Origin of the sequence: Microbacterium aurantiacum (genome assembly GCF_040532595.1) — a bacterium.
Lineage (GTDB): Bacteria > Actinomycetota > Actinomycetes > Actinomycetales > Microbacteriaceae > Microbacterium > Microbacterium chocolatum_B.
This window is the reverse complement of sequence record NZ_JBEVYX010000001.1, coordinates 823894-836611: the sequence shown is the minus strand read 5'-3', so window position 1 is coordinate 836611 and position 12718 is coordinate 823894. Positions and strand designations below refer to the sequence as shown.

The following is a 12718-nucleotide window of genomic DNA, read 5'->3' as shown; positions in this document are numbered from 1 at the left end:
CCCACGCTAGAACTGCGATATCGCGATTTCCGCCGCTCGAGTCGGTAGATTATCCGGGATGATCAGATCCGCTGACGCGCACGCGGCGTCATTCGGCCTCGCGTGCTGGCACGGCGCGGCGCCCCGCATGCAGATCGCCCATTCTCACGACGACGTGGAGATCAACCTGGCGCCGGTCGATCTCGAGTATCTGATCGACGGGCGCGCCGCGGTCATCCCGGCGGGGACGCTCGCGGTGTTCTGGGCGGCCCGCCCCCATCAGCTCGTCCGGGGAACCGGAGACCTCCCCGTCACGTGGCTGACCGCTCCGCTGGTGCAGGTGCGCGCGTGGTCGCTGCCGGCGGAGTTCCTCACGCGTCTCTTCGCCGGCGAGATCGTGCTCGTGCCCGAAGCGCCGGGGATGGCGCTCGCCGACGGTGTGGCGCACTGGCAGGACGAGGTCCGGGGGACGGGGCCCCTGCATGACGCCGCAGCGCTCGAGATCGAGGCGCTCGTGCGGCGGGTCGCACACGCCGCCGCCGGGTCCGCGCGCGCCATCGCGCCGGCGGCGTCCGGGCTCCGACCGGAGGTCGCGGCGATGGCCGCGTGGATCTCCCTCCACGCGGCCGACGACATCGGCGTGGCCGACGTCGCCGCCCAGGCGCACCTGCACCCGCGCTATGCGATGGAGGTCTTCCGCGCGGCGATGGGCGTCACCATCGGCGAGTACATCGCCCAGGGCCGCATCGCGCGCGCCCAGCACCTGCTTCTTTCGACCGATGCCTCCATCGCCGACATCGCTCAGCGCGCGGGGTTCGGGTCCTCCAGCCAGTTCTATGCGCTCTTCCGGCGGCGTTGCGGAACGACCCCCGCGGCGTACCGACGGACCCTGATGCGCGATCGGTGACCTCCGCGTGCTAGCCTGGGCCGACCCCGGCTCTCGGGGTTCCATCGTCGCCGAACCCTCTGCGCTCACGGCGGAGCTGCGGAGTCCGGGCCGCATCACGCGGCGTCACCGCCGTCTCATCCGGATCACGTCGCTCGCTCGACGCTCTCGGATCCCACCTCGTCCGTACCGATCCGTCGGAACGGCGTCCATGGTCGCATTCGCGACTTGCACAAAAAGAAAAAGGAAAGACACGATGGCCACTGGCACCGTGAAATGGTTCAACTCCGAAAAGGGCTACGGCTTCATCGCTCCCGATGACGGCTCCGCCGACCTGTTCGCGCACTACAGCGCGATCACCACCTCCGGCTTCAAGGAGCTGCGCGAAGACCAGAAGGTCGAGTTCGACGCGGAGCGCGGGCCCAAGGGCATGCAGGCCGCGAACATCCGGCCTCTCTGATCCTCCCCGCCGACCGGATGCGTCCGGTCGGCGGTCCACTGTATGCCGGGTCGCGTATAGCGCTCGGCATACAGTGGGCCACACAGCGATCGGCGCCCGCCTTTGGCTTCCGGCCCCCCGGGTCCCGATCGAAAGAGCAGGTGCTCTCATCGTCGCCACTGTCCTCGAGCCCAGGCTCGGACCTGTTCGCCAGACGTACTCCCGCACCGAAGACTTCCCGCAGCTGACGCGCGCCTTCACCGACGTCTCCCAGGTGGTGCGCGAAAGCGGTCTCCTGCGCCGCACCCCGTGGTTCTACGCCCTCACCGGCGGCCTGATCCTCCTCGGCTTCGCCGCATGCGTCGCAGGCCTCCTCCTTCTCGGCGACAGCTGGTTCGCCCTGCTGATCGCCGCCGCTCTCGGCATCCTGTACACGCAGGTGGCCTTCCTCTCCCATGAGGCCGCGCACAAGCAGATCCTCGCGTCCGGACCCGCCAACGACCGTCTCGCCCGTCTGCTCGGGAACGGCATCGTCGGCATGAGCTACTCGTGGTGGACCACGAAGCACACCCGGCACCACGCCAACCCGAACCGCGTCGGCAAGGACCCGGACATCGAGATCGACACGATCTCGTTCCTCGACGAGGATGCCGCGTCGGCTCGGGGTCTTCGCCGGATGATCACCCGCCGACAGGGGTGGCTGTTCTTCCCCCTCCTGACGCTGGAGGGCCTGAATCTGCACGCCATCGCCTTCGGTCACGTCTTCGGACGAGGTCCGGTGAAGAACCGAGCGGCCGAGATCAGCCTCCTGCTCCTGCGTTTCGCCGTCTTCGTCGTGCCGATCTTCTTCCTCCTGCCCCTCGGGATGGCCTTCGCGTTCCTCGGTGTGCAGCTCGCCGTGTTCGGCGTGTACATGGGGGCGTCGTTCGCCCCGAACCACAAGGGCATGGCCGTCATCGCCCCCGACGCCAAGCTCGACTTCTTCTCCAAGCAGGTGCGCACGTCCCGGAACATCTCCGGCGGCTGGTGGGCGACGTGGCTCATGGGCGGCCTCAACTACCAGATCGAGCACCACCTGTTCCCGAACATGCCGCGCCCGCACCTCTCCAAGGCCCGCGAGATCGTCATCGAGCAGTGCCGCACCCTGAACGTGCCGTACACCGAGACGACCGTGTTGCGCTCGTACGCCATCGTCATCGACTACCTCAACCGCGTCGGACTCGCCGCCCGGGATCCGTTCGACTGCCCGGTGGTGGCGGTTCACCGTCGCGCCTAGGCGGCCCGGGCCCGCCCGGACGGTGGACGACGCACGGATAGACCCCTCCTTCCGCGGCGTCCCCACCGCGCGCGCCTTCGACGTGCGGGCACGCCCGGTCCGCTGGATTCTCGGGCACACGCCGAGCCGCGTCCCCCGTCCCCTGGCGCGGGCGGTCTCCATCCGCAGCGTGCGCGAGGCGGGCGTGCAGTACCGGCTCTACCGGCCCCACGCGCGGCGATCGCCCGCGGCTCTCGTCTGGATCCACGGAGGCGGGCTCGTGACCGGGTCGCCGCGCCAGGACGACCGGTTCTGCGCGCTCGTCGCGGCGACCCTGCGGATCGCCGTCGTCTCGGCCGGCTACCGGCTCGCGCCGCGGCATCCGTTCCCGGCCGCGCTCGATGACGTGCACGCGGTCTGGACGCGCACCGTCGCCACGTCGCGGGCCCGCGACCTCGACCCGTCGCGCATCGCCCTCGGCGGCGTGAGCGCGGGCGGCGGACTCGCCGCGGCCCTCACGCAGCGTCTCCGGGACGAGGGCGGGATCGCGCCGGCCGCACAGCTGCTGATCGCACCCATGCTGGACGCGAGGACGGCCGCGGATCGCACGCTGGATGCCGTCGCGCACCCCGTCTGGAACAACACCTCCAACCGGTTCGGCTGGGAGTCCTACCTCGGGGGGGCCCTCGCATACCCGCCGCCGTACGCCGTTCCCGCCCACCGCGGAGACCTCGCCGAGCTCCCTCCCGCGTGGATCGGCGTCGGCGACATCGACCTCTTCCACGACGAGGACGCCGCCTACGCCCGGCGCCTGCGCGCCGCAGGGGTGGATGCGCAGCTGCGCGTCGTGCCCGGGGCCCCGCACGGCTTCGACACGCTCTTCCCCGAGGCCGCGGCATCCGTCGCGTTCCGTCGCGAGGCCCTCACGTGGCTCGGCGGTGCGCTGGGAGTCTCAGACCCCGTCGCGCCATGAGTGCTGCGGAGCGTAGCCCAGCAGACGACGCGCCTTGTCGATCGACAGCAGCGTCTCGTTCGTCCCCACGTCGCCGCTCCGGGGGACGTCGGGGAAGACCTCGCTGAGCAGCTCGTCGTTCGCGCGCGTCATGACGGTGTCGGCCGCCGCGATGATGAACGTGTCGAAGCCCACCGGGGCCGTGTGCAGCGCCCGTTCGACCGCCTGGGCGCCGTCGCGGGCGTCGATGTAGCCCCAGAGATTCCACTTCCGGATGCCGGCATCGGCGTCGAAGGACGGGAACTCGGCGTAGTCCTCGGGCACCATCACGTTCGAGAACCGCAGGGCGGTGATCGAGAGATCGGGATGCCACCGGACGAGCTCATCCGCCATGCGCTCCTCGAGCGTCTTCACCAGCGAGTACACGCTCTCCGGGCGGGGCGCGTACTCCTCGTCGACGGGCACGTAGGGCGGGGGGACGTCGAAGGGGAGGCCGAGGACCGTCTCGCTCGACGCGTACACGATGCGACGGATGCCGAGGCGCACCGCCGCCCAGAACACGTTGAAGGTGGCCGTCATGTTGTTGTGGAACGTCGCCACCTCGCTCCGCAGGCCCGGTGCAGGGATCGCACCGAGGTGGACGACGGCGTCCACGCCGTCGCCCCGGTCGCCGAGTCCGGCGAACGCGTCGACGACCTGGCCGTAGTCGGTGAGGTCGACCTGGAGGAAGCCCGGAGCCCGTGTTCCGGCGACGTCCATTCCGATGACCTCGTGTCCCGCCGCGCGCAGCTCGCGCGCGACGACGGTGCCGAGTTTTCCGCTGGATCCGGTGAGGGCGATGCGCATGCGACCAGCCTGGCACGTCCGGCGCTGCGGTGAGCGCGTCGCGCCGATACCGCGCCGCGCCGCGCCGACATGACATAATCGGGCGCGCGTGGGCACGGGGGTGCCCGCGCGGGGATGGGACTGGGGGACGGTCACGTGGGGGATGGACGCGCAACGGATGCGCGCGCACGACGGCGTCGCGGACGCCCGAGTGGGCAGGGACGGGCGCGCAGCGCGGTGGTGGCGATCCTGACGATCGCCGCGGTGGTGGGTCTCAGCAGCGCCGGCGGTGCGACGCTCGCCGGCTTCCTCGTCAGCGCCTCCGATCGGCTGAGCGTGAGCACGTCCGCGGGATCGCCCGGCGGGACGGCGACCCTCCCGCCCGCGCCGACGCCGGTCCCGGCCGCGTCGCTCCCCGTTCCCGACACGACCGCGACGCCCGTCGCCGAGCCCGAGCCCGTCGCACCGGAGCCCGAGCCGGCACCCGCCCCGCCGCCGGTCTCGCCCGCCGAGACTCCGTGCGACACGGGCGTGACGATGTCGGTGTGGGCGCACTACGACGACGACCTCCTCTTCATGAATCCGCGCCTCCTCGAGGCGTTCGACGCCGGGCGGTGCGTGCGCACCGTCTTCCTCACCGGATCGGATGCCGGGCGGGGGGAGCACTACGCCAAGGGCCGGGAGCTCGGCATCCTGCGCGCCTACAACACCATGCGCGGCGCGCAGGGGTTCTGGGCCGAGCACCGCGTGACGCTGAACTCGGGCGTGGAGATCAGCCAGTGGTCGCCCGAGGACGATCCGGACATCACGGTGGTCTTCCTGCGCCTGCCCGACGGGGCGATGAACGGGGCCGGGTTCCGCGCGACGGGGTTCGTCACGCTGCCGGCCCTCGTCTCGGGGGCGCTCACCTCCCTCGCGCCGATCGACGGCGGGACCCCGCTCACGCTCGACGCGCTGACGTCCTCGTTGTCGGAGCTGATCATCGCCTACCGCGCCGATCAGCTCTACACGCACGTGCCGCAGGGCACCGAGTGGGCGGGCGGCGACCACCCCGACCACTCCGCCACCGGCACCGTCACGCGCGCAGCGTGGCAGGCGGTCGGGTTCCCCGCCGACCGCGTGAGCTATGCCGTCGGCTACCGGACGAAGGATCTTCCGGTGAACCTGTCCGGCGACCTGCTCGCCCGCAAGATCGACGCGTTCCGCGTGTACGCCGCGCAGGACTCGGTGGTCTCGTGCGCGTCCGCGCAGGCGTGCCTGGACAAGCCGAAGTTCGGCGCCTGGCTCCAGCGCCAGTACGCCAAGACCGACGGCGAGCTCTTCCCCGCCGGCTGAACACCCGGGCCGCGTGCCGAACTCCTCAGTTCCGCGGCGGTACCTGCGGATCCGGGCCCGATCGGGCCGGCATCCGCCGGATCGGAGGATTTCGGCCCGCGGCGAAATCCGGCCGACGTCGCCGTCCGGCCGCGCTCGGCACCCCCCCCTGCCGTGTACCGAACTCCGCCATTTGGCGGCGGTACCTGCGGATCCGGGCCCGATCGGGCCGGCATCCGCCGGATCGGAGGAGTTCGGCCCGCGGCGAAATCCGGCCGAACTGCATCCGACCCCCCGCGGGCGCCGGAATAATCAGCGAGACGACCCGCTTGCACTCCCGCATCGCGGTCGCACGCTCGCCGCATCGCGGTCACCGAACGAGGGAGCCCCCATGTCACAGGCCCGCCCCGCCGATGCTCCGGCCGATGTCCACCCCGCCGGGATCACCCCGCTCACCGCGGCGCAGGTGCGCACCGCGGTGACGATCCCCCTGCGGTTCTCGGACGGCTACACCGCTTCCGCCCGGGTGCTGACGTTCACCGGGCTGGTCGACGGCGCGGAGCACCTGCTCCTCGCCTTCGGCGATGCGGTGGACGCCGACGGCGAGGTGGCCCCGGGGGCCGACGTGCTCATCCGCATGCACAGCGAGTGCCTGACCGGCGATGTGTTCGGTTCCGAGCGGTGCGACTGCGGACCGCAGCTGCGCGAGGCCGTCGAGCGTCTGAACGACGCCGGCGGGCTGCTGCTCTACCTCCGCCAGGAGGGGCGGGGCATCGGCCTCTACGCGAAGCTCGACGCCTACGCCCTGCAGGATGCCGGGCTCGACACGTACGACGCGAACACCGCCCTCGGCCACGGCGAGGATGAGCGCGACTACACCGCCGCCGCTCAGATGCTCCGTGCCGTCGGGGTCGACGGCATCCGCATCCTGACCAACAACCCCGACAAGGCCGCGCAGCTCGCGGCGCTCGGCATCGACGTGGTCGACGTCGTCCGTACCGGCGTGCACGTGACCGCGTCCAACGCGCGGTACCTGCAGGCCAAGCGCGACCGGACCGGACACCTGCTGGAGCTGCCCGCGGCGTGACCGCCGCCCGCCCGGGGCCATGATGGAACGGTGACCCCCGTCGCCGCGACGCTCGAACGCCATCAGGTGGCGCTGTGTCTCGCCGCGATCGCGGGCGGTGCCGCGATCGGACTCGTCGCACCGGGCGCCGGCCCGATCGTGGAGCCGGCGATCACGCCCGTCATCGCCCTCCTCCTCTTCGCGACGTTCCTCGGCGTGCCGTTCCGGGCGCTCGGCGCGGCGCTGCGCGACGCGCGCTTCGCCGGCACGGTGCTGGCGCTGAACTTCGTCGTGGTCCCGCTGGTCGTCTTCGTCCTCAGCCGCCTGGTCGCGGGCGACGAGGCGGTGCTCGTCGGGGTCCTCCTGGTGCTCCTCACCCCGTGCGTCGACTACGTCATCGTCTTCGCCGGCCTCGCCGGCGGTGCGCGGGAGAAGCTCCTCGCCGCGACGCCGGTGCTCATGGTGACGCAGATCCTCCTCCTCCCGCTGTATCTGCTCCTCATGGCCGGCCCCGCCGTCGTGGGGGCGTTCGATCTGCGCCCGTTCGTGGAGGCCTTCGTCTTCCTCATCGCACTCCCGCTCGGTGTGGCGATCCTCGTGCAGCTCGGCGCGCGTCGGGTGCGCGCCGCCGCCGCGATCCGGGATGCCGCGACCGCCGCGATGGTTCCCCTGATGATGCTGACGCTCGCCGTGGTGGTGGCCTCGCAGATCGCGGCTGTCGCCGATCGCGCCGCCGCCCTCCTCGCCGCCGTCCCGGTGTACGTCGCCTTCGTGGCGGTGATGGTCCCGCTCGGGGCGGTCGCGGCCCGCGCCGCAGGCCTCGCGGTCCCGGAGCGACGGGCGGTCGTCTTCAGCGGTGTGACGCGCAACTCCCTCGTCGTCCTGCCGCTCGCCCTCGCGCTCCCGGCCGGGTTCGCGCTGACGCCGCTCGTCGTGGTCACCCAGACGCTCGTCGAGCTCGTCGCGATGGTCGTCCTCGTCGCCGTCGTCCCCCGCCTCGTGCGGCCTCCGTCGTCCGTGCCGCCGACGACGTAGCCGAAGCGGCCACCGGCCGCAAGCCTCGACGTCCCGCACCGGCGGCCGGGAAGGTGGGGGCATGGATGTCATCGGCTATCACGCCTCGCACGAGCAGTTCCCGCCGAGCGCCCTCCTGGAGTGGGTCGTCCTCGCGGAGCAGGCCGGGTTCGATGCCGCGATGTGCTCGGACCATCTCGCGCCCTGGGGCGTGCGCCAGGGGGAGTCGGGCTTCTCGTGGAGCTGGCTCGGCGCGGCGCTCGCCCGCACCTCGTTCTCCATCGGATCGGTCTCCTCGCCCGTCCAGCGCATGCACCCGGTGATCTCGGCGCAGGCGATCGCGACGCTGGAGGAGATGTTCCCGGGAAGGTTCTGGACGGCGCTCGGCAGCGGCGAGGCCCTGAACGAGCACGTCACCGGCGACCCGTGGCCGGAGAAGCCCGAACGCGACAGACGTCTGGACGAGGCCCAGTCGGTGATCGCCCGGCTGCTCGCCGGCGCTGAGGTGACGCACGAGGGCCGGGTCCGCGTCCACGAGGCGCGGTTGTGGACGCGGCCGGCCACACCGCCGCCCCTGTTCGCGGCCGCCGTCAGCGTCGAGACCGCCGTCCGCGTCGCGCCGTGGGCGGACGGTCTCGCGACCGTCGCCCAGCCGCGGGAGACCCTCGAGCGCGTGCTGTCCGGATACCGGGATGCCGGGGGCCGGGGTCCCGCCGCCCTGCAGGTGCACGTGTGCCTGCAGGACGACCTCGACGCGGGCATGCGGACGGTCCGCGACCAGTGGCGGCACGGCGCGCTCCCGCCGACGCGGCTGTGGGACATCGCGAGTCCGGAGGCGTTCGACGCCGCCGCGGACGGCGTCACGGACGACGAGCTGCGCGAGAGCGTGCTGATCTCCGACGACGTCGATGCGCTCGCCGCGCGCATCGGCGACCTCATGTCGGTCGGCTTCGATCGGCTCTACCTCCACGAGGTCGGACCGGACCAGCGCGGGTTCATCGAGCGCGCGGGTCGCGAGCTCCTCCCCGCCCTGCGAGCGATCGCATGAAGCCCGCGGACACCGCCGACCTGTGGTGGAAGTCGGCGATCTACTACTGCCTCGATGTCGAGACCTACCTCGACGCGAACGGGGACGGCATCGGCGACCTCGAGGGTCTCGCCGAGCGCATCGACTACCTCGCGGACCTCGGCATCACCTGCCTGTGGCTCATGCCGATCTACCCGACCCCTGACCGTGACGACGGATACGACGTGAGCGACTTCTACGGGATCGACCCGCGACTGGGTACCCACGGAGACCTGGTGGAGGTGATCCGGATGGCGCGGGACCGCGGCATCCGCGTCATCGTCGATCTCGTGGTCAACCACACCTCCGACCGGCATCCGTGGTTCGTCTCGGCCCGCCGCAGCCGCTCGTCGCCGTACCGCGACTACTACGTGTGGACCGACGAGGCTCCCGCCGACGCCCCGAACACGATCTTCCCGGGCGAGGAGAGCTCGATCTGGGAGTACGACGAGAAGACGGAGCAGTACTTCCTGCACACGTTCTACCGGCACCAGCCGGACCTCAACATCGCCAACCCGAAGGTCCGCGACGAGATCGCCAAGGTCATCGGCTTCTGGGTGAAGCTGGGGATCTCGGGATTCCGCGTGGATGCCGTCCCCTTCCTCATCGCACCGCCCGAAGGCGAGGATATGGGCGACCCCCATCAGTTCCTGCGCGACCTCAAGCGCTTCCTCCGCCGACGCAGCAGCGAATCCATGCTGCTGGGCGAGGTGAACCTGCCGTACGAGGAGCAGCTGGCGTACTTCGGCGGACCGGAGGGCGGCGAACTCGACCTCCAATTCGACTTCGTGGGGATGCAGGCCCTCTACCTCTCGCTCGCGCGGCGTGACACGACGCCGTTGCGGACCGCGCTCGAGGCTCGGCCGGCCCTTCCCGTCGAGGCGGGCTGGGCGAACTTCGTCCGCAACCACGACGAGCTCACCCTCGACAAGCTCAGCGACGACGAGCGGGAGGAGGTGTTCGCGGTCTTCGCCCCGGACGAGAGCCAGCGCATCTACGACCGGGGGATCGTCAAGCGGCTCCCGACGATGCTCGACGGCGACCCGCGACGCATCCGCATGGTCTACAGCCTGATGTTCTCGCTGCCCGGAGCCCCTGTGCTCTTCTACGGCGAGGAGATCGGGATGGCCGAGGACGCCCGCGTCACCGATCGGCTCGCCGTCCGCACGCCCATGCAGTGGACCTCGGAGGCGAAGGGCGGATTCTCCACCGCACCGGCGTCGAAGTGGCCGGGGCAGTTCCCCGAGGACGGCTACGCCCCGCGCTTCGTCAACGCCGCCGCACAGCGGAACGACCCCGACTCGCTGCTGCAGTTCGTCCGCCATCTCACGTCGCGCTACCGCACGAGTCCGGAGATCGGGTGGGGCGCGCTGCGCATCCTCGCGCAGGAGAACGACACCCTCCTCGTGCACGCGGTGCGCAGCGACCTGGGTCATCTCATCGCCGTCCACAACTTCGACGACGTGCCGTGCGTGGCGCGCATCGACGTCGGCGACGAACCGGAGGGCACCGTTCTCAGCGACCTCTTCGGGGCCGGTGTGCATCGCGCCGACGATGCCGTGGTCGAGATCGATGTCGCACCGTACGGGTGGCACTGGTTCCGCGTGCACCGGCCGGGTGAGGAGATCCTCGTCTGACCGGCGCCGCGGACGACGGGGCGGGACGAAGGGCCTTGAACGGATGCCGGGACGGGCGTTGACTGGATCGTGGACGTTCACAGGGAGGTCGGTATGCACACGCCATCACCCGAGGTCGAGATGCTCGATGCCGCCGAGAGCTGGCGCCTCCTGCGCATCGGTCATCTCGGCCGGCTCGCCGTGATCGACGCCGACGGATCGCCCGACCTCTTCCCGGTCAACTACGTCGCCGGCGCCGATGCGCTGTTCCTCCGCACCGCCCCCGGTGCGAAGCTCGAGGCGCTCGCCGCCGGCCGTCCGGTCGCATTCGAGATCGATCGCGAGAACCACGGAGAGGTGTGGAGCGTCGTCGTCCGCGGTCGTGCGCGCATCCTCGGAACGGATGCCGAGGTCGAGGCCTCCGGTGTGCGCGGTCTCCGCTCGGCGGGATCGTGGGAGAAGAACGAGGTCGTGCGGGTCGAGCCGGACCAGGTGAGCGGGCGCCGATTCCTCGATGCCCCGCGGACCGCGTCGCGGAATGCCCGTCGGAATGCGCCGCCCGGAGCGTCGGGACCGGCTGCCTCCGGCGCGCATGAGATCCACGATGCCCATGACGGCAAACCCAAGCCGATCCCGCACCTGCCGCCGCGCCCCGGGGGCTCCGCGGTGTGATCGAATGAACGAGTGCCCACGCTTGCGGATCTGACCGAGGACGGGCGACGTTTCGTCTCCGACCGTCACCTGGCCACCCTGTCGACCATCGGCCCGACCGCGCTCATCCACGCGGTCGCCGTCGGGTTCACGGTGGCCGACGGGGTCGTGCGGATCATCACCGGCGACGGGACGCAGAAGGTCCGCAACGTCGAGCGCGACGGCCGCGCGACGGTCGCGCAGGTGTCGGGACCGCAGTGGCTGAGCATCGCCGGGCGCGCGGTGATCGAGCGCGATCCCGCTGCGGTGCGGCGCGCCGAAGAGCTGTACACCGAGCGCTACCGGCCGCCCCGGGTGAACCCGAAGCGCGTGGTCATCCGCATCGAACCCGAGCGCGTGATGGGGTCATCGGGGCTGTTCGCAGAGTCCTGAGGGCTCAGTCTGGGCGGTTGCGCTGGAGCGGCTACGCGGGGTCCGTCGCCAGCCAGCGGAGGATCCGCTCGCGATCGGCATCGAGTCCCGGTGGCGCTTTCGTGTAATCGACCGGTCCGCTGGAGTAGCGGATCGGATGCCGGACGGTCGGTACCCCGTCGCCCTTCGGCCCCGCCGTCACCGCCGGTTCCAGGCCGAGGCCCTCGGCCATCCGAATGCCGCCGGCGATGTCGTTCAACGGGCCGCACGGCACACCGGCGTCGGTGAGCAACGGCGCCCATGCCGCGGCGGGCCGCGACCGCAATGCCTCCGTCAGCAGCGCGTGGAGGAGCTCGCGGTGCGCGTTGCGCGCGGGCATCGTGGCGAAGCGGGGATCCTCGGCGAGCACGGGGGTCCCCAGCACCCGGCACAGATGGGCGAACTGCCGGTCGTTGCCCACCGCGATGACGAGCGTGCCGTCCGCCGTGGCGAAGGGCTCGTAGGGTGCGAGGCTCGGGTGGGCGTTGCCGAGCCGGCCGGGGCTCGCGCCCGCGGCGATCACCGCCGACGCCTGGTTCACCAGCCCGGAGAGCGCCGACGTCAGCAGGTCCACCTCGATCCGCTGGCCCGCACCGTCGCGTTCCCGCGCGTGCAGGGCGCCGAGTATGCCGACGGCGGCATGGAGTCCGGCGAGCACGTCCACGACGGCGACGCCGACCTTCGTCGGCGGTCCGTCCGGATCTCCGGTGACGCTCATGAGCCCCGATGCGGCCTGAGCGAGCAGGTCGTATCCGGGGAGGTCGGCGCCCGCCCCACGCCCGAAGCCGGTGAGCGAGGCGACGATGAGCGACGGATGCCGCGCCCGCACGCTCGCCGCATCGAGGCCGAACCGCTCGAGCGCGCCGGGACGGAAGTTCTCCACCATCACATCGGCGCGCGCGACGATCCGGTGCGCGATCGCGAGGTCGTCGGCATCCGCGAAGTCCAGGCTGAGGGCGAACTTGTTGCGGTTGACCGAGAGGAAGTAGGTGCTCTCGTCGCCTCGGACGGGCTGGCGCCACTGCCGGGTGTCATCGCCCCCGGGGGACTCGACCTTCACCACGAGCGCGCCCATGTCCGCCAGCAGCATCGTCGCGTACGGTCCCGCGAGCACGCGGCTGAAGTCCGCCACGACGACGCCGGCGAGCGGCCCGCGCATCGGCCGGTCGAACGCGCGGGAGAGCGCGGCGGCATCGATCATGTGG

The 12718-nt window shown here is 71.5% G+C and carries 13 protein-coding genes; 11 read left to right on the top strand and 2 right to left on the bottom strand.

Features of this window, described 5'->3' with window-relative positions; genetic code table 11:
• Positions 1 to 58: 58 nt before the first annotated feature.
• From ABXJ56_RS04070 to ABXJ56_RS04055, 4 genes are all read left to right on the top strand, one after another.
• Positions 59 to 886, top strand: a complete 828-nt coding sequence (locus tag ABXJ56_RS04070; protein ID WP_353998441.1) for a helix-turn-helix domain-containing protein — start codon at positions 59 to 61, stop codon at positions 884 to 886.
• Positions 887 to 1121: 235 nt separating this feature from the next.
• Positions 1122 to 1325, top strand: coding sequence for a cold-shock protein (locus ABXJ56_RS04065; protein WP_053548991.1), 204 nt, complete (start codon positions 1122 to 1124; stop codon positions 1323 to 1325).
• Positions 1326 to 1473: 148 nt separating this feature from the next.
• Positions 1474 to 2580 (top strand): fatty acid desaturase family protein, encoded by a 1107-nt coding sequence (locus tag ABXJ56_RS04060; RefSeq protein WP_435404984.1) that lies wholly within the window; start codon positions 1474 to 1476, stop codon positions 2578 to 2580.
• A 22-nt stretch (positions 2581 to 2602) separates the two neighbouring features.
• Positions 2603 to 3532, top strand: coding sequence for an alpha/beta hydrolase (locus ABXJ56_RS04055; protein WP_353998440.1), 930 nt, complete (start codon positions 2603 to 2605; stop codon positions 3530 to 3532).
• On the opposite strand, the gene ABXJ56_RS04050 is transcribed toward ABXJ56_RS04055, so the two are convergent.
• Positions 3512 to 4357, bottom strand: coding sequence for an NAD-dependent epimerase/dehydratase family protein (locus tag ABXJ56_RS04050; RefSeq protein WP_353998439.1), 846 nt, complete (start codon positions 4355 to 4357; stop codon positions 3512 to 3514). The two genes, ABXJ56_RS04055 and ABXJ56_RS04050, sit on opposite strands and share 21 nt — an antisense overlap.
• Before the next feature lie 219 nt (positions 4358 to 4576).
• Here ABXJ56_RS04050 and ABXJ56_RS04045 point away from each other — a divergent pair, with 219 nt between their 5' ends.
• The 7 genes from ABXJ56_RS04045 to ABXJ56_RS04015 all read left to right on the top strand — a co-directional run bounded on the left by ABXJ56_RS04045 (position 4577) and on the right by ABXJ56_RS04015 (position 11495).
• Entirely contained in the window at positions 4577 to 5671 is a 1095-nt protein-coding gene (locus ABXJ56_RS04045) for a PIG-L deacetylase family protein (protein ID WP_353998438.1), read from the top strand.
• Positions 5672 to 6041: 370 nt separating this feature from the next.
• Complete coding sequence (locus ABXJ56_RS04040) at positions 6042 to 6737, top strand: GTP cyclohydrolase II (RefSeq protein WP_353998437.1); 696 nt, start codon at positions 6042 to 6044, stop codon at positions 6735 to 6737.
• 30 nt (positions 6738 to 6767) lie between these two features.
• Complete coding sequence (locus ABXJ56_RS04035; protein ID WP_353998436.1) at positions 6768 to 7751, top strand: bile acid:sodium symporter; 984 nt, start codon at positions 6768 to 6770, stop codon at positions 7749 to 7751.
• A 61-nt stretch (positions 7752 to 7812) separates the two neighbouring features.
• Positions 7813 to 8778, top strand: a complete 966-nt coding sequence (locus ABXJ56_RS04030) for a TIGR03885 family FMN-dependent LLM class oxidoreductase (RefSeq protein ID WP_353998435.1) — start codon at positions 7813 to 7815, stop codon at positions 8776 to 8778.
• The gene (locus ABXJ56_RS04025) at positions 8775 to 10433 is read left to right on the top strand and encodes an alpha-amylase family protein (RefSeq protein WP_353998434.1); all 1659 of its coding nucleotides are present in this window, start codon (positions 8775 to 8777) and stop codon (positions 10431 to 10433) included. Before ABXJ56_RS04030 ends, ABXJ56_RS04025 begins: the two co-directional genes overlap by 4 nt.
• A gap of 93 nt (positions 10434 to 10526) precedes the next feature.
• Positions 10527 to 11084: a pyridoxamine 5'-phosphate oxidase family protein gene (locus ABXJ56_RS04020; RefSeq protein WP_353998433.1), complete on the top strand. Its 558-nt coding sequence runs from the start codon at positions 10527 to 10529 to the stop codon at positions 11082 to 11084.
• Between the two features lie 12 nt (positions 11085 to 11096).
• On the top strand, positions 11097 to 11495 hold the full coding sequence (locus ABXJ56_RS04015; protein ID WP_353998432.1) for a PPOX class F420-dependent oxidoreductase: 399 nt from the start codon (positions 11097 to 11099) through the stop codon (positions 11493 to 11495).
• A 31-nt stretch (positions 11496 to 11526) separates the two neighbouring features.
• Here ABXJ56_RS04015 and ABXJ56_RS04010 read toward each other — a convergent pair whose 3' ends face one another.
• Positions 11527 to 12714: a CaiB/BaiF CoA transferase family protein gene (locus ABXJ56_RS04010; protein ID WP_353998431.1), complete on the bottom strand. Its 1188-nt coding sequence runs from the start codon at positions 12712 to 12714 to the stop codon at positions 11527 to 11529.
• Between the last annotated feature and the right edge of the window lie 4 nt (positions 12715 to 12718).